9 protein-coding genes are annotated in these 15,743 nt (G+C 68.5%); 3 read left to right on the forward strand and 6 right to left on the reverse strand.

Annotation, left to right across the window (positions count from 1 at the left end):
• Positions 1 to 138 precede the first annotated feature (138 nt).
• Positions 139 to 3,636, forward strand: a complete 3,498-nt coding sequence (locus TSH20_RS08075) for a NahK/ErcS family hybrid sensor histidine kinase/response regulator (RefSeq protein ID WP_109074248.1) — start codon at positions 139 to 141, stop codon at positions 3,634 to 3,636.
• Between the two features lie 120 nt (positions 3,637 to 3,756).
• Here TSH20_RS08075 and TSH20_RS08080 read toward each other — a convergent pair whose 3' ends face one another.
• The 3 genes from TSH20_RS08080 to gltA all read right to left on the reverse strand — a co-directional run bounded on the left by TSH20_RS08080 (position 3,757) and on the right by gltA (position 6,927).
• On the reverse strand, positions 3,757 to 4,407 hold the full coding sequence (locus TSH20_RS08080; protein WP_109074249.1) for a response regulator transcription factor: 651 nt from the start codon (positions 4,405 to 4,407) through the stop codon (positions 3,757 to 3,759).
• Between the two features lie 128 nt (positions 4,408 to 4,535).
• On the reverse strand, positions 4,536 to 5,549 hold the full coding sequence (locus tag TSH20_RS08085) for a hypothetical protein (protein WP_109074250.1): 1,014 nt from the start codon (positions 5,547 to 5,549) through the stop codon (positions 4,536 to 4,538).
• 46 nt (positions 5,550 to 5,595) lie between these two features.
• Complete coding sequence (gene gltA, locus TSH20_RS08090) at positions 5,596 to 6,927, reverse strand: citrate synthase (protein ID WP_109074251.1); 1,332 nt, start codon at positions 6,925 to 6,927, stop codon at positions 5,596 to 5,598.
• A 231-nt stretch (positions 6,928 to 7,158) separates the two neighbouring features.
• Between gltA and TSH20_RS08095 the strand changes: the two genes are divergently transcribed.
• Positions 7,159 to 7,407, forward strand: a complete 249-nt coding sequence (locus tag TSH20_RS08095; protein WP_109074252.1) for a hypothetical protein — start codon at positions 7,159 to 7,161, stop codon at positions 7,405 to 7,407.
• A gap of 27 nt (positions 7,408 to 7,434) precedes the next feature.
• Here TSH20_RS08095 and TSH20_RS08100 read toward each other — a convergent pair whose 3' ends face one another.
• The 3 genes from TSH20_RS08100 to TSH20_RS08110 form a co-directional block, all read right to left on the reverse strand.
• The gene (locus tag TSH20_RS08100) at positions 7,435 to 11,205 is read right to left on the reverse strand and encodes a response regulator (RefSeq protein ID WP_247871423.1); all 3,771 of its coding nucleotides are present in this window, start codon (positions 11,203 to 11,205) and stop codon (positions 7,435 to 7,437) included.
• The gene (locus tag TSH20_RS08105) at positions 11,202 to 12,638 is read right to left on the reverse strand and encodes a sigma-54 dependent transcriptional regulator (protein WP_109074254.1); all 1,437 of its coding nucleotides are present in this window, start codon (positions 12,636 to 12,638) and stop codon (positions 11,202 to 11,204) included. The genes TSH20_RS08100 and TSH20_RS08105 overlap by 4 nt, the downstream gene beginning before the upstream one ends.
• A gap of 151 nt (positions 12,639 to 12,789) precedes the next feature.
• Positions 12,790 to 13,560 carry an FCD domain-containing protein gene (locus TSH20_RS08110; protein WP_109074255.1) on the reverse strand — a complete coding sequence of 257 codons (771 nt, stop codon included), beginning with the start codon at positions 13,558 to 13,560 and terminating at the stop codon, positions 12,790 to 12,792.
• Positions 13,561 to 14,040: 480 nt separating this feature from the next.
• Between TSH20_RS08110 and TSH20_RS08115 the strand changes: the two genes are divergently transcribed.
• Positions 14,041 to 15,717: an L-lactate permease gene (locus TSH20_RS08115; RefSeq protein WP_109074256.1), complete on the forward strand. Its 1,677-nt coding sequence runs from the start codon at positions 14,041 to 14,043 to the stop codon at positions 15,715 to 15,717.
• Positions 15,718 to 15,743: the final 26 nt, after the last annotated feature.

Genomic DNA, 15,743 nt, shown 5'->3' on the forward strand with positions numbered 1-15,743 from the left:
CCCCCGTCCAAGGCCGGTATCCGCCTTATGCGTGCGGCCGAAGGTGGGTGGCGAATGCGGGCGCGGCGCACATGCGCGCCTTGTGATAAGCTGTCTCCCGCAGGGAGTGAAAATCAAAAACGGGATGCGCAAAGCCCCATGGAAAGCTGGTTCATCCTGGCCGCATCGCTGGCCTATCTGTTGTCGCTGTTCGCCATCGCGTGGTACGGCGACCGCACCGGCAATCATGGCAGCGACCGGCGCACGCCCTGGCTCTATGCGCTGAGCTTCGGCGTCTATTGCACCTCCTGGACCTTCTACGGCGCGGTCGGGCGGGCGGCGACGGGGGGATTTTATTTCCTGCCGATCTATGTCGGGCCGATCCTGATGATCGGGCTGGGCTGGCCGATTCTGGCCCGCATCGTCCGGGTGGCGAAGTCGGAGAACGTCGTCTCCATTTCCGACTTCCTGTCCGCCCGCTACGGCAAGAGCCGCAGTCTGGCGGCGCTGGTCACCATCGCCGCCGTGATCGGGCTTCTGCCCTACATCGCCCTGCAGTTGAAGGCGATCAGCGTCAGCTTCGAAATCCTGGCCGGAGCATCGCTGGGCACCGATCTCAGCCAGATGCCGGGCGGGACCGCGCTGATGGCGGCGCTGTTGATGGCGGCCTTCGCCATCCTGTTCGGCGTACGCAGCGTGTCGGCCAACGAACATCACCGCGGGCTGATGATGGCCATCGCCGCCGAATCGGTGGTGAAACTGGCCGCGGCGCTGGGGGTGGGCGGCGCCATCGCCTTTTCCGTCTTCGGCGACCCCGCCACCTTCATCGACGCCGCCGTCCGCCATCCCGGATTCCTCGAACTGATCAGGCTGGACAGCATCGGCACCGACTGGTGGGTGGCCTGCCTGCTGTCCGGGCTGGCGATCCTGTGCCTGCCGCGCCAGTTCCACGTCGCGGTGGTGGAGAACACCCATGCCGGCGACGTGCGGTCGTCGGCCAAGCTGTTCCCCGCCTATCTGGTCGCCATCAACCTGTTCGTCCTGCCGGTGGCGCTGGCCGGGCTGATGCTGCTTCCCGACGGCACGACCAACGCCGACACCTTCATGGTGTCCATCCCGCTGAGCCAGGGCCGGCCGTGGCTGGCGCTGGCGGCCTTCATCGGCGGGCTTTCCGCCGCCACCAGCATGATCCTGGTGGAGATGGTGGCGCTCAGCACCATGATCTGCAACGACATCGCCGTTCCGCTGCTGATGGCGCTGCGCCCCGACGACCGGCGGCTGCGCGACGATCCGGCGGGGATCCTGCTGCTGGTGCGGCGGTCGGCGGTGATCGTGCTGGTTCTGCTGTCCTATGGCTGCTACCGGCTGATCGGCCCCGCCTTTCCGCTGGCGACCATCGGCATGATGAGCTTCACCGCGGTGGCGCAGTTCGCCCCCGCCCTGTTGGGCGGCCTGATCTGGAGCCGGGCCAGCCGCAGCGGCGCCTTCGCCGGCATCTGCGCAGGCTTCCTGGGCTGGGCCTACACCATGCTGTTGCCGTCCTTCGCCGATGCCGGCTGGCTGGCCTCCAGCGCGCTGCGTGAGGGTCCGTTCGGCCTGACCGGCCTCAGCCCGGTGGCGCTGGCCGGCATCGCCGGCATCGACCCGCTGACCAACGCCGCCCTGTGGAGCCTGGGCCCGAACATCCTGCTGTTCGTCGTGGTGTCGCTGCTGACCCGTCCGTCGACGCTGGAGCGCCAGCAGGCCGCCCGTTTCATGAGCCTGCGCCGCGCCTCCGACGGCGAACCGCACGGGCCGCGCGGCGCCACGCTGGCCGACCTGCACGATCTGGCGGTACGCTATGTCGGGCAGCCGCGCGCCGACGCCGCCTTCCGCCGGTTCACCGGGGTGGCCGAGGGCGATCTGCGCACCGCGTTGCTGACACGCACCGACGGGGAGGCGATCCAGCTGACCGAACGGCTCTTGGCCGGTGCGGTCGGTTCGGCGTCGGCCCGCGTGGTGGTGGCCGGGCTGCTGTCGGACCGCCGGCTGTCGCGCACCGACGCGCGGTCGATCATCGACGAGGCGTCGCGCGCCATCCTGAAGCAGCACGAGCTATTGCGCGCCACGGTCGAGAACGTGCCCCAAGGCATCGCGGTGTTCGACGAGGACTGGCGCGTCGCCACCTGGAACAACCAGTTCCTGGTCCTGCTGGATCTTCCGGACGGCTTCGTCCAGGTCGGCACCTCGCTGCAGGACATCGTCGGGCTGATCGCGCGGCGCGGCGAATATGGCCGCAATGGCGAAATCGAGACCCTGCTGGAGCGGCGTTCCGACCCGCGCCGCCGCAACAGGCCCGACGTCTATGAACGGGTGCGGCCCGACGGGACGGTGCTGGAGATCGCCACCAACCCGATGCCCAGTTCAAAGCCACGGGGCGGCGGCTTCGTCGCCGTCTACACCGACGTCACGGAGCGCCACCGCGCCGCCGCTGCCCTGCGCGAAGCCAACGAGTCGCTGGAACGCCGCATCGAGGAGCGCACACACGCCCTGTCGGAAGCCAAGGCGGAGGCCGAGCGCGCCAACCGTGGCAAGACCCGCTTCCTGGCCGCCGCCAGCCACGATCTGCTGCAGCCTCTGCACGCCGCCCGGCTGTTCCTGTCGGCCCTGTCGGAACGCAACGGCGACAGCGCCATCCGCCAGATCGACGCCTCGCTGCGGTCGGTGGAGCAGATCCTGGGCGATTTGCTGGACGTTTCAAAGATCGACAGCGGCGTGGTGAAGCCGAACCCGGTGCCGATGCGCATCGAGGAACTGCTGAAGCCGCTGGGCGAGGAGTTCACCGTGCTGGCCAGCCGCCACGGGCTGGGGCTGCGCGTGGTCGACTGTTCGGCCACGGTGCGCAGCGACCCGACGCTGCTGCGACGCATCCTGCAGAATTACCTCGCCAACGCTGTGCGCTACACCCGCACGGGCCGCATCCTGCTGGGCTGCCGCAGGCGGGGACATTTCCTGTCGATCGAGGTGTGGGACACCGGGCCAGGCATCCCCGAACACAAGGTGCCGGAAATCTTCATGGAGTTCCGGCAGTTGGACAATGAAGGCGACGACCGCGGCAAGGGGTTGGGACTCGGCCTCGCCATCGTCGAGCGTCTGGCCGGCATCCTCGGCCATACGGTCCAGGTGCGCTCAAAGGTTGGGCGGGGTAGCGCCTTCTCCGTGCTGGTGCCGCTGACCGACGAGCCGGTCGCCGCCCGCGCCGTGGTGGTTCGTCCACGCGGCCGCGACCTGCGCGGCGTGCTGGTGCTCTGCCTGGAAAACGAGCCAGCCATCGCCCGCGCCACCGAGGATCTGCTGTCCAGCTGGTCCTGCCGCGTCGTCACCGCGGCCGCCCCCGACCTTGCCCTGGAGAAGCTGGAGGGCCGCACGCCCGACGTGATCCTGACCGACTACCACCTCGACCGCAGCCTGACCGGCGTGGAGGCCCTGCGGACATTGCGCGCCCGGCTGGGCAGCGACATCCCCGCGGCGGTCGTCACCGCCGACCGCGACGCCACCGTGCGGGAGGACATCGAAGCCGCGGGCTGCCGGCTGCTCTACAAGCCGGTGCGTCCGGGTGCGCTAAGGGCGCTGCTGGGGCAGTTGCTGGCGGAGGGGCAGCGGATGGCGAGCGATTGACGCACTGTGCTCCCTCCCCAACCCTCCCCCTCTTCGAGGGAGATGGTGCCTTGTGCAAAGCGGCGGCAGTCCTCTCTCCCGCGTTAGCGGGGGAGGGATGGGGAGGGGGCGATGCCTGCCTCACTCCACCGGCGGCGGCGGTGCCGCGGACAGCGCCAGCTGGCTCGCCAGCACCGCGGCCTGCGTTCTAGTCAGTACGCCCAGCTTGCGCAGGATCGTGGTGACATGGGCCTTCACCGTCGTCTCGGCGACGTTCATCTCGTAGGCGATCTGCTTGTTCAGTTTGCCTTCGGCGATGCCGGCGAGGACGCGGAGTTGCTGGGGGGTCAGGGTGGCGGCGCGTTGGGCGGGGTCGGGGGCATCGGTTTCGGGGCCGCCATTGATCTCCGGCAACCAAAGCTCGCCGTCGAGCACGGCATGGATCGCCTCGACGATCTGGGTGTTCGGAGCCGATTTCGGGACGAATCCGGAGGCGCCATAGTCGATGGAGCGTTGGATCGTCACCGGATCCTCCGACGCCGACACCACGATCACCGGAATCGCCGGATGTTCGGAGCGCAGCATCATCAGCCCGATCAGTCCGCTCATCCCCGGCATGTGCAGGTCCAGCAGGATGATGTCCGGCGGCTCCCCGGTATCGAGAAGCGGCTTGATATGGTCGAACCGCGACGCTTCCAAAATCACGGCGCCGGGAATCGCCTGACCGATGGTCTGGGTCAATGCAGTGCGCATCAGCGGGTGGTCGTCGGCGATCAGGATGCGGTGCGACATCGGCCTTCTTGAAACTTTCCGGCTATGGACAGTCCGGGTTTAAAACCGTTCCACCAGTATCCGCTTGCAGCCGCCTGTTGACAACTGCGCCCAATGCCGCGCGTCGAAGTTTCCGATGGATTTTACCCTTATCCGTCCGCGGATGGGATGGCACCGGCGCTGGTGCGTTCGTGGATGGCTTGGCGGCGGAAGCGGTACAACTCGGCGGGCCGGCCGCCGGTCTGGCTTTCATACTGGCCGGTGGGCTCGACGAAGCCGCCGGAGATCATCAGGCGGCGGAAATTCTGCTTGTGCACCCGCTCGCCGGACAGCGCCTCCACCACCAGCTGCAGTTGATGCAGGGTGAAGGTCGGCGGCAGCAGTTCGAAGACGATGGGGCGATAGCGCAGCTTGCCGCGCAGTCGCTCCAGCGCGGTCGCCAGGATGCGCCGGCCGTCGCGCGCCATCGGCCGGCCGAGCGCCCGCGGCATCGGCCCACTGGCCCGCACCGACGGGTCGACCCGTGCGGCGAGGTCACGGTCGCGGAAGGCCTCCACCACCAGCCCGGCCTCGTAGAGCAGTTCGAAGCGCTCCAGCACGCGCTCCATGTCCCAGTCGGCACCGTCCAAACCGAAGGCCATTTGGGCACGCTCGGCCCTTCGCAGTCGGGTGCCCTCGTCAGGCGCCGAGGCGATCCAGCCGCCGAGCGCCGGTGCGATCACGGCGTCCAGCAGCGGCGGGCGCTGGTCGCGCCAATCCTCCCACGGGAAATGATCGTAGAGGTCGCGCCATTCGGCCGAGGCCTCGCCGCCCAGCGGGCCGTCGCGGACCAGCGCCAGATAGCCGACCACGACGGAGCGCGGACCGCCGAACAGCTCGTGCGGATCGCGGTAGCGGTCACCGAAGGTATAGAGCTGCTCGACATAGCGCAGCGCCAGCCCCGACAGTCCCTCCGCCACCGCGCGCACGCCGTCCTGCAGGGTGCGGAAGCGGTCGGGCTCGAAGGGCGCGCCGGGCAGCGCGTCACGATGCGGCAACGGCTCGTCGCCGCGCCGGTGGTCTTCCGGCACGGAAAAGCCGCTGCGCACTGTCACGACACGCGGCGTCCCGCCGGTCACCGCAACGATGGCGACCGACAGGCCGAGTTGGAGAGGCTGGGTCACAGGGTGCCCCTCTCCTTTTGGAGAGGGGACGCCGTAATTCGACCGATCAACGCTTGTCCAGCGGGACGAAGGGACGGGCGGCGTAGCCGGTGAAGAGCTGGCGGGGGCGGCCGATCTTCTGGGCCGGGTCCTCGATCATCTCCTTCCACTGGCTGATCCAGCCGACGGTGCGGGCCACGGCGAACAGCACGGTGAACATGCTGGTCGGGAAGCCCATCGCCTTCAGGATGATGCCCGAGTAGAAGTCGACGTTCGGATAAAGCTTCTTCTCGACGAAATACTCGTCCGACAGGGCGATCTTCTCCAGCTCCATCGCGATGGACAGATGCGGTTCGTCCTGAATGCCAAGCCGGTCGAGAACCTGATAGCAGGTCTCGCGCATGATCTTGGCGCGCGGGTCGTAGTTCTTGTAGACCCGGTGGCCGAAGCCCATCAGGCGGAAGCTGTCGTTCTTGTCCTTGGCGCGGCGGACGAACTCGGGGATACGCTCGACCGAGCCGATCTCCTCCAGCATCTTCAGCACGGCCTCGTTGGCGCCGCCATGGGCCGGACCCCACAGCGCCGCGATGCCCGACGCGATGCAGGCGAACGGGTTGGCGTGCGACGAACCGGCGAGACGGACGGTGGAGGTCGAGGCGTTCTGCTCGTGATCGGCATGCAGGATGAAGATCTTCTCCATCGCCTCCGACAGGACCGGATCGACCTTCCATTCCTCGCACGGCGTGCCGAAGGTCATGTAGAGGAAGTTTTCCGCGAAGGACAGGTCGTTGCGCGGATACATGAAGGGCTCGCCGACCGTGTACTTGTAGGCCATGGCGGCCATGGTCGGCATCTTGGCGATCAGGCGGTGCGCGGCGATCTTGCGCTGCACCGGATCGAAGATGTCGGTGGAGTCGTGATAGAAGGCCGACAGGGCGCCGACGACGCCGCACATGATCGCCATCGGGTGGGCGTCACGGCGGAAGCCGCTGTAGAACTTGGCGAGCTGTTCATGCACCATCGTGTGATAGGTGATGGTGCGCTCGAAATCGGCCTTCTGCTGCGGGTTGGGCAGTTCGCCGTTCAGCAGCAGGTGGCAGACCTCCAGGAAGTCGCAATTCTCGGCCAGATCCGCGATGGCATAGCCGCGGTGCAGCAGGACGCCCTGGTCGCCGTCGATGTAGGTGATGGCCGAATCGCAGGCGGCGGTGGAGGTGAAGCCCGGATCGTAGGTGAAATAGCCGGTCTCGGCGTAGAGCTTGCGGATGTCGATCACGTTGGGACCGGTCGACCCGCTGAGCACCGGCAGCTTCAAGGTCTTGCCGGTGGCATCGTCTGTCAGCGTGACGGTGCCGACCTGGTTCACATCGCCGTGCGGCGTGTGCTTGCTCGATTCCATGACCTTCTCACACTCCTTGCTGGCCGGCCGGGCGGCGGCTCGCGGCCTCCGCTGCCGGACCTTGGTGGTTGGCCCGTCTTCGGCGCGCATGGGCGGCGCGCTTGTATCGCGCGCTCGTTCGCCCCTTGCGGCGCCGCGCCGTCTTCTCCCGGTCTGACGCAAGGATCGGCCGGGAGCGGAACCCCCACCCTTCCTGGTCGTTGACTCCTCCAGAAGATAGCAGAGGACATCATGACCGACACGCCTCAAACACGCACCCCCTCCGAAGGAATGGCCCAGCCGCGGAAATCCGGCGCAGACACGCCCGGCGCCAACACCCACGACCAGACCCCGGCTGGCGAACGTTCCCCACGGGAGGACATGACCAAGACGCCGGGCGACGGAACGCTGCAGGACGCCACGCCGGCCGGCCTGTCGTCGAAAGAGCTGCGGGAGCGGGCGGAGGATGCCGACGGCTCGACCCAGCCGGGCACCGGCTGACCGCTATCCGGAAGGCCGGCGGGAGACTCAGGCCGCCGGCCGCTGCACGCCGGTGCGCTCGCACAAGGAGCGCTCCAGCCGGGCGGACTCGTGCAGCAGCACCGGCAGGAGTTGGCCCGCCTGATCCCTGTCGCCATTGCGGCAGAGGACTTCCATGCGCCAGGCGTGGTGCATGACCGTCATCCCGCCGAAGCTGCCGGCGAGGCTGGACAGGTCGTGCGCCTCCCCCGCCAGCGCCCGCAGGTCGGCGGTGCCGGCCAGAACGGACTCCGCCATCGCGGACAGCCGTTCAAGCCGGCGCGACACGTCGTCGAGGAAGCTGTCGACGATCAACGCCAGATTGTCGGCACCCACCGTCTCCACCAGATCGGCCAGCACCGCCTCGTCCAGCGCGTCGCCGCTCCCGTCACCGCCGCTCCCGTCACCCGGATCGGCCGGGACACCGGCGGACCCGGCCCGGGTTTCCGACGCTCCGATCCAGCAGTCCAGCGCGGCCAGCAGGCCGGTGCGGCTGATCGGCTTGGTCAGGTAATCGCTCATACCCGCGCGCAGGCACAGTTCGCGCGTGCCCGGCATGGCGTCGGCGGTCAGGGCGATGATCGGCAGGCTGGCCAGGGCGCCGCCGCGCGCCCGGATCGCCTGCGCCGCCTCCAGCCCGTCCATCCCCGGCATCTGGACGTCCATCAGCACCAGATCGAGGCCACCGCGGCAGGCCGCCGCGACCGCCTGCTCCCCGTCCTCCGCAATCTCGACCGTATAGCCCAGCTTGCGCAGCAGGGTGGTGGCGAACAGCTGGTTGGTGCGGTTGTCCTCCGCCAGCAGGATGCGGCCGCGGCGCGGCGCCTCCTCCGCCCCGGCGTCCTTGGCCGGAGCGGCAGCCGCGGCAGCGGCGGGGGTTGCCGCAGCCAGCAGTCCGGTCAGGCAGCCGGCCAGCGAACTCTGGCGCAGCGGCCGGTTCAGCGTGGCGTGGGCTAGCCCCTGGGGCACGCCGTCGGTGCGCGCGGCCGGCCCAAGCGTGACGATCAGAACGCGCCGCGTCACCGCCAGCGCCGGATCGCCGGCAACCGCCGCCAGCAGCGCGTCGCCGCCCATGCCGGGCATGGTCTGATCGGCGAGCACCACGTCGAAGGGCCGGCCGCCGGCCACCGCACGCCGCAACGCCTCCAGCGCGTCGGGTCCGTTTTCCACCGTGACAGGCATGGCGCCCAGGCTGTCGAGCATCGACGCCAGCACCCGGCGATTCACCGCCAGATCGTCCACCACCAGCGCGCGGCGCCCGGCCAGCGGCCGTTCGGCCGGCGGCAGGGCCTCGTCCGACAGGGCCAGCGGCAGGTCGACCAGGAAACGGCTGCCGGAACCCGGGCTGCTCTCCACCGCGATGCTGCCGCCCATCAGTTCCGACAACTGGCGGCAGATCGCCAGCCCCAGGCCGGTGCCGCCGAACTTGCGGGTGATCGACCCGTCGACCTGCTGGAACTTGTTGAACAGGGTTGGCAGCGCTTCGGCCGCGATGCCGATGCCGGTGTCGGTCACGGTGATGCGCAGCACCAGATGGGAGTCGGTGGCGTCCAGCGCCTCCAACTCCACCGCAACCGACCCTTCGTCGGTGAATTTCACCGCGTTGCCGACCAGATTGACCAGAATCTGCCGGATGCGCGTCGGATCGCCCAGCAGCGTGCGGCGCAGCAGCGGGTCGATGTAGAAGCCGATCTCGATCCCCTTCTCGTGCGCGCGCGGGGTCAGCAGTTCCACCACCCCTTCCACCAGATCGGCGGCGTCGAAAGGCAGCGTCTCGATGGTGACGCGGCCGGCCTCCAGCTTGGAGATGTCGAGGATGTCGTTGATGATGGTCAGCAACGCGTTGGACGAACTGCGGATGGCCTGGGCGAACTGGTGCTGCTCGGGGGTCAGGGCGGTGTCGAACAGCAGCTCCGTCATGCCCATGATGCCGTTCATCGGCGTGCGGATCTCGTGGCTCATCGCCGCCAGGAATTCCGACTTCGCCTGCGTCGCCGCCTCGGCGCGGGCGCGCAGGGCGTCGGCCTCCTCGCGGGCGGCGTCGAGCCCTTCGGCCAGCGCGCACATGTCGGCGGCCTGGCGCTGCAATTCCGCTTCGAAGCGCTTGCGCTCGGTGATGTCGGTGCGGGTGCAGACCAGCGAACCGTTGCTGGTCCGGTTCTCCGCCACCACGATCCAGCGGCCGTCGGGCAACTCCCGCTCGAACGGCGCGCCGGGGTTGCGGTGCTGGGCCAGCTCGGCCCGGATCCAGGCTTCGTCGCTCGGGCCATCCGGATTGCCCGCGAACTCGCCATTGGCGATGGCGGCGCGCAGGATGTCCTCGAACGGACGGCCGGCGGTCAGCAGCGGCGCCGTCAGCGGATGGGCTTCGCGGTAGCGCTCGTTGCACAGGATCAGCCGGTCGTCGGCGTCGAAATAGGCCAGCCCCTCCGGCACCGCCTCGATCGCGTCGTCCAGCGTCTGCTTGGCGAGCCGCAGCTCCTCTTCCGTCAGCTTTTCGCGCGTGATGTCGGTATGGGCGCCGACCATGCGCACGACTCGGCCATTGGCATCGCGGATGTGGATGGCGCGGCTGAGGATGTAGACGGTGTGGCCCTGCTTGTGGCGGAAGCGCTGAACCGCCTCGAATTTCGGGATCAGCCCGGCATTGTAGGCGCGGACCATCTCCAACGCGGCGATCCGGTCCTCCTCGAAGATCAGGCCAGCCCACATGTCCAGGCTGTTTTCCAGCTCGCCGTCGCGATAGCCGAGTTGCTCCTTCCAGGTGGGGGAGAACCAGATCCCGCCGCCTTCCAGGTTCCAGTCCCAGATGCCGTCCCGCGTCGCCTGGACGGTCAGGTCCAGAAGCTCGCGGTTCGACCGCAGTTCCGCCTCTTCCCGCTTGGAGTCGGTGATGTCCTGCACGACTCCAAGCAGGCCGACCGGCCGACCGTCGGCCCCGCATTCGGCCATGCCGCGGATGAAGACATGGCGCAGCGACCCGTCCGGCCGGATGACCCGCGCCTCGACCGAGAACCCTTCGCCGGTCGTCCGCGCTCGCTCGACCAGACCGGCGAGATGCGACCGGTCGTCAGGATGGTAGCAGGCGCGCGACAGCTCGACCGTCGGCTGCTCCTGCTGCGGCGGCAGGCCCATGATGCGGTAGACCTCATCCGACCAGCGGCGGGCATCGGTGACGAAATCGATGTACCAGTGGCCGAACTGGCCGATCTCCTCGGCGAGGTTCAGCAGGCGCGAACGGTCGCGCAACTCCGCTTCCGCCCGCTCGCGCCGGGCCACCTCGCGGCGAAGCGTCATCTCGTCCACCACCAGCCGGGCGAGCTGCGCCAGGGTCTCCGCCTCGCGGTCGTCGAAGCCGGCGCGGGGCACGTCGTCGATGACGCAGAGCGTTCCCAGCTTCTGCCCATCCGCCACCAGCGACGCGCCGGCATAGAAGCGGATGTTCGGCGCTCCGGTGACCAGCGGATTGCCGGCGAAGCGCGGGTCCTTGGTCGCGTCCGGCACAACCAGCACGCCATCGTCCAGGATGGCGTGGGCGCAGAAGGCCAGATCGCGGTGGGTCTCCGTCGCCTCCAGCCCGACCCGGCTCTTGAACCATTGGCGCTCGCGGTCGATCAGCGAGACCAGCGCGATGCGCGTGCCGAAGAAATGCCCGGCCAGCCGGGTGATGTTGTCGAAGCCCGATTCCGGCGCGGTGTCGAGGATGCAGTAGGAGTCCAGAACGCTCTGCCGCCGGCTCTCGTCAGGCGGCAGAGCGGCCGGCACCGCCCCCGCGCTCAAGCGGCACTCTCCCCGGCGCCGCGGGCGTCGGCGACGCGCCACTGCTGAAGCTTTCGGTAGATGGTGGACGGGCTGATCTCCAGCATCAGGGCGGCGCGCGGCACATCGTCGCCGGTCAGCCGCAACGCCTTCTGGATCATGTCCTTCTCGACCCGCCACAGCGGCTGCACGGCGCCATCCTCCTCCGGCGCATCGGCGGCCGGCGAACCGCAGGCGGCGCACGGGGAGGCGCCGGCGTCTGGACTGCTGATTGCCGGACCGCCCATCGGCGGCAGCATGTCCAGCGTGACCCGCGGCCCGTCATTCAGCACCACGACGTTGCGGACGACATTCTGCAATTGCCGCACGTTGCCCGGCCAGTCATGGGCGCGCAGCCGCGCCTCCACCTCCGGGGCGAAGGCCGACAGCGACTTGCCCTCCTCCCGCGCATAGTCGATCAGGAAGGAGCGGGCGATCTCGATCACGTCGTCGCCGCGGTCACGCAACGGCGGCAGGGCCAGCGGGATGACGTGCAGACGGTAATAGAGATCCTCGCGGAAACGGCCGGCCTGCACCTCGGCCAGCGGATCACGGTTGGTGGCGGCGACGAAGCGCACGTCCACCCGCTCCTCCCGCCCGCTGCCGACCGGGCTGACCGTGCCGGTCTGGACGAAACGCAGAAGCTTGCTCTGCAGGTCGAACGGCATCTCGCAGATCTCGTCCAGGAACAGCGTGCCGCCGTCGGCGAGCAGCGCCGCCCCCGGCCGGTCGCCCGCCGCCCCGGTGAAGGCGCCCTTCACATGGCCGAAGATCTCCGATTCCAGCAGATCCTTCGGGATGGCGGCACAGTTCAGCGCGACGAAGGCGCCGTCGCGCCGCGGACTGGCGCGGTGGATGGCCTGGGCAGCGACCTCCTTGCCGGTCCCGCTCTCCCCGGTGATGAAGACGTTGGCGCGGCTGGCGGCCACGCTTTCGATGGTCCGGTAGACCGCCTGCATTTCCGGCGAGCTGCCGATGAAGCCATGGAAGCGCCCGCGGTCCAGATCCTTGCGGTATCCCTCCACCATCCGCGCCAGCGTCCGCCGTTCCAGCGCGTTGCGCAGGGTCAGGTTCAGCCGGTCGGCGTTGAAGGGCTTCACGATGAAGTCGAAGGCGCCGAGCTTCATCGCCTCCACCGCCAGATCGATGGAGCCGTGGGCGGTGATGATGACCACAGAAACGCTGGGATCGCGGGCATGCAGCGCCTGCAGAACCTCCAGCCCATCCATGTCCGGCAGCTTCAGGTCCAGGATCACCGCATCGGGCGGCGATGCCGCCGCCGCGTCCAGCGCCTCCCCCCCGCGGGTGCAATGCACGACCTCATGGGCGTCCGCGCGCAGGAACTCGATGTAGAGCTTGGCGAGCGGGACCGTATCCTCGATCAGCAGGATGCGGCGCTTCTTGGGAGAGGACACGGGGCGGCACTCTGACGGTCGGTGAATGGGCGTCGATCAGGCAAGATTGCCCGCGCAGTGTAACCCGGCCAAGGCTCTGCCGCCAGTCGGGCTGAGCCTACCTGCATATGACTTTTGACGGAGAACGCCGGCAGGAGGCGCCCCACCCCCTTCAAGCTCCGCTGTCGATCAGGTCGGTGCGTCCGATCCGCCGCAACGAGACCTGGACACGGGCGTTGTGCTCGCGGATCTCGCGCAGGGTCTGCAGCGTGAATTCCACATGGGCCTCGGCCGCCGCACTGGCCGCCGCCGCGTCGCCGGCCAGAACCGCATTGGCGATGGCGAGATGCTGTTGCAGCAGCAGCTCACGCACGCCCGGCCGGGAGTAGAGGTCGGTGCGGTTGTAGAACACGTCGTTGCGCAGCAGGTCGGACAGCGTCCGCATGATGTGCAGCATGACGACGTTGTGCGCCGCCTCGTAGATCGCCAGATGCAGGTCGGCGTCCGAGTCCGCCTCCTCCGAGCTGTCGTCCTTGCCATGGGCGGTCTGCATGCGGGCGACGATGCTGCGGATGCTGTCGCGGTCGAGGTCGGTCGCCCGCTGGGCCGCCAACCCGGCCGCCGCCACTTCGATGGAGCGGCGGAACTCCAGATAGTCGAAGGACGCGTCCGGCTTGTTGCGCATCAGCGTCATCAGCGGATCGGCGATCTGCGCCAGGAAGGTGGCGACATGGGTGCCGCTGCGCCCGGTGACCAGCAGGCCGCGCTCCTCCAGCTTGGCGATGGCGTCGCGCAGCGACGGGCGCGACACGTCCAGCTTCACCGCCAGTTCGCGTTCAGCCAGCAGCTTCTCGCCGGGGCGCAATGCGCCTTCCAGGATCAACCGCTCCAGATGCTCGGCAATGGCATCGGCCAGCTTGGCCGGTTTGATCGTCCCCTGCATTGGGTAGGCGGCCTCTCCCTGCACGTCTTGATCCTCTTCAATACCGATGGACGGAACAGGCGTCCAGAGCAGTGGCTGGCCGGCAACGTCGCACCCCCCTACCAAAGTGGGCCGCTTGGCAAACGATTCAGCCGTTGCACAGTCTGGTAAAATATTTTATCCAAGTTCCACCGTATGGATAAGAGATGTCCACCGCTTCCCGAATGGCAAGGGGTCTTCCCCAAGCTTAACCGGGGCGGAAGGTGCATCCACACGTACCGGGACAGGACGGACCAGGCCCCACAAGGGCGCATCCGCACCGCGAGCATCGGGGCCGCAAGACCCCGGCGGCGGTGAACGCCTCCGCTTTGCCGAACGTCCGGCCTTCCACCCGCTCCTCCCGTCAGGATGCGGGCAGGCCGGGTGCAGCCAAATGCGGCCAGCCTTCTCCCGGGACACCGTTCGGACCGACATCACTCCCCGAGAAGGAGACCCCCGAGGATGACCTGGTCGCAAGTCTACGACCCTATGAACAACATCTGGCTGTCGACGCTGTTCGCGTCGCTGCCGGTCCTGGTGATGCTGGGCGGTCTCGGCATCTTCCACATGAAGGCGCACCGCGCGGCCCTGCTGGGCCTGGCGACCGCGCTGGCGGTGGCCGTCGCCGTGTTCGGCATGCCGGTGGCGATGGCAGGAAAGACCGCGCTGATGGGTGCGGCTTACGGCCTGCTGCCGATCGGCTGGATCGTCGTCAACATCATCTTCCTCTATCACCTGACCGAGCAGCGCGGGCAGTTCAAGATCCTGCAGGAAAGCATCACCGGCATCACCAATGACCGCCGGCTCCAGCTTCTGCTGATCGCCTTCTGCTTCGGCGCCTTCTTCGAGGGAGCGGCCGGCTTCGGCACGCCGGTCGCCGTGACCGGCGCCATGCTGATCGGGCTGGGCTTCACCCCGCTGGCGGCGTCCGGCCTGTCGCTGATCGCCAACACCGCCCCGGTCGCCTATGGCGCACTCGGCACGCCGGTGCTGGCGCTGGCGGCCGTCACCGGCCTGCCACTGCTGGACCTGTCGGCGATGATCGGCCGGCAGCTGCCCTTCTTCTCCGTCCTGGTGCCGTTCTGGCTGATCGTCGCCTTCGCCGGCTGGCGCGGCATGATCCAGATCTGGCCGGCCATCCTGGTCGCCGGCGTATCCTTCGCCGTCCCGCAGTTTGTGGTGTCGAACTATCACGGCCCCTGGCTGGTGGACGTCGCCGCCGCCATCGTCTCGCTGGTCTCGCTCACCCTGTTCCTGAAGGTCTGGCACCCGAAAACCATCTGGCACACCGCCGGCGGAGCGTCCGCGCTCACGCAGGGTGTCGGCGCCGCCGTGGTCGAGGGCGAGGCGCGCCGCAGCCACGGCTACAGCGCCGCCGAGGTCCGCCGCGCCTGGATGCCCTGGGCGATCCTCAGCATCCTGGTCTTCCTGTGGGGCATCCCGGAGGTCAAGACCTTCCTCGACGGCGTATCGATCTTCAAGTTCCCGATCGACGGCCTGCACAACATGGTGATGCGCGTTCCGCCGGTGGTGGCCAAGCCCCATCCGGAGGCCGCCGTCTACGTCCTGAACTGGCTGTCGGCGACCGGCACCGGCATCTTCATCGCCGCCGTCATCTCCGGCTTCCTGATGGGCTATTCGCCGGTCGAGATGGTGAAGACCTACGGCCGCACCCTCTACGCCATCCGCAACTCGCTGCTGACGATCTCGGCGATGCTGGCGCTGGGCTACACCACCCGCTATTCGGGTCTGGACACCACGCTGGGCCTCGCCTTCGCCAACTCCGGCTTCCTCTACCCGTTCTTCGGCACCTTCCTGGGCTGGCTGGGCGTGGCGCTGACCGGGTCGGACACGGCGTCCAATGTGCTGTTCGGCAGCCTGCAGAAGGTGTCGTCGGAGCAGTTGGGCCTGCCGCCGGTGCTGATGGCCGCCGCCAACAGCTCGGGTGGCGTGATGGGCAAGATGATCGACGCCCAGAGCATCGTCGTCGCCGCCGTCGCCACCAAGTGGCATGGGCATGAGGGCAAGATCCTGCGCTTCGTCATCTGGCACTCGCTGGCGCTGACGGCGCTGGTCGGCCTGCTGATCATGGCCCAGGCCTATCTGTGGCCCTTCACCCAGATGGTGATCGGCCGCTGAGGCCGGTTCCTCCCGCCACCTCCACC

This window comes from Azospirillum sp. TSH20 (assembly GCF_003115935.1).
In the GTDB taxonomy this organism is placed as follows: Bacteria; Pseudomonadota; Alphaproteobacteria; order Azospirillales; family Azospirillaceae; genus Azospirillum.

Coding starts and splice junctions, on each gene's coding strand:
- TSH20_RS08075 (WP_109074248.1), top strand. CDS start 139: ATGGAAAGCTGGTTCATCCTGGCCGCATCGCTGGCCTATCTGTTGTCG.
- TSH20_RS08080 (WP_109074249.1), bottom strand. CDS start 4,407: ATGTCGCACCGCATCCTGATCGCCGACGACCACCCGCTGATGCGCACT.
- gltA (WP_109074251.1), bottom strand. CDS start 6,927: ATGGAATCGAGCAAGCACACGCCGCACGGCGATGTGAACCAGGTCGGC.
- TSH20_RS08095 (WP_109074252.1), top strand. CDS start 7,159: ATGACCGACACGCCTCAAACACGCACCCCCTCCGAAGGAATGGCCCAG.
- TSH20_RS08110 (WP_109074255.1), bottom strand. CDS start 13,560: ATGCAGGGGACGATCAAACCGGCCAAGCTGGCCGATGCCATTGCCGAG.
- TSH20_RS08115 (WP_109074256.1), top strand. CDS start 14,041: ATGACCTGGTCGCAAGTCTACGACCCTATGAACAACATCTGGCTGTCG.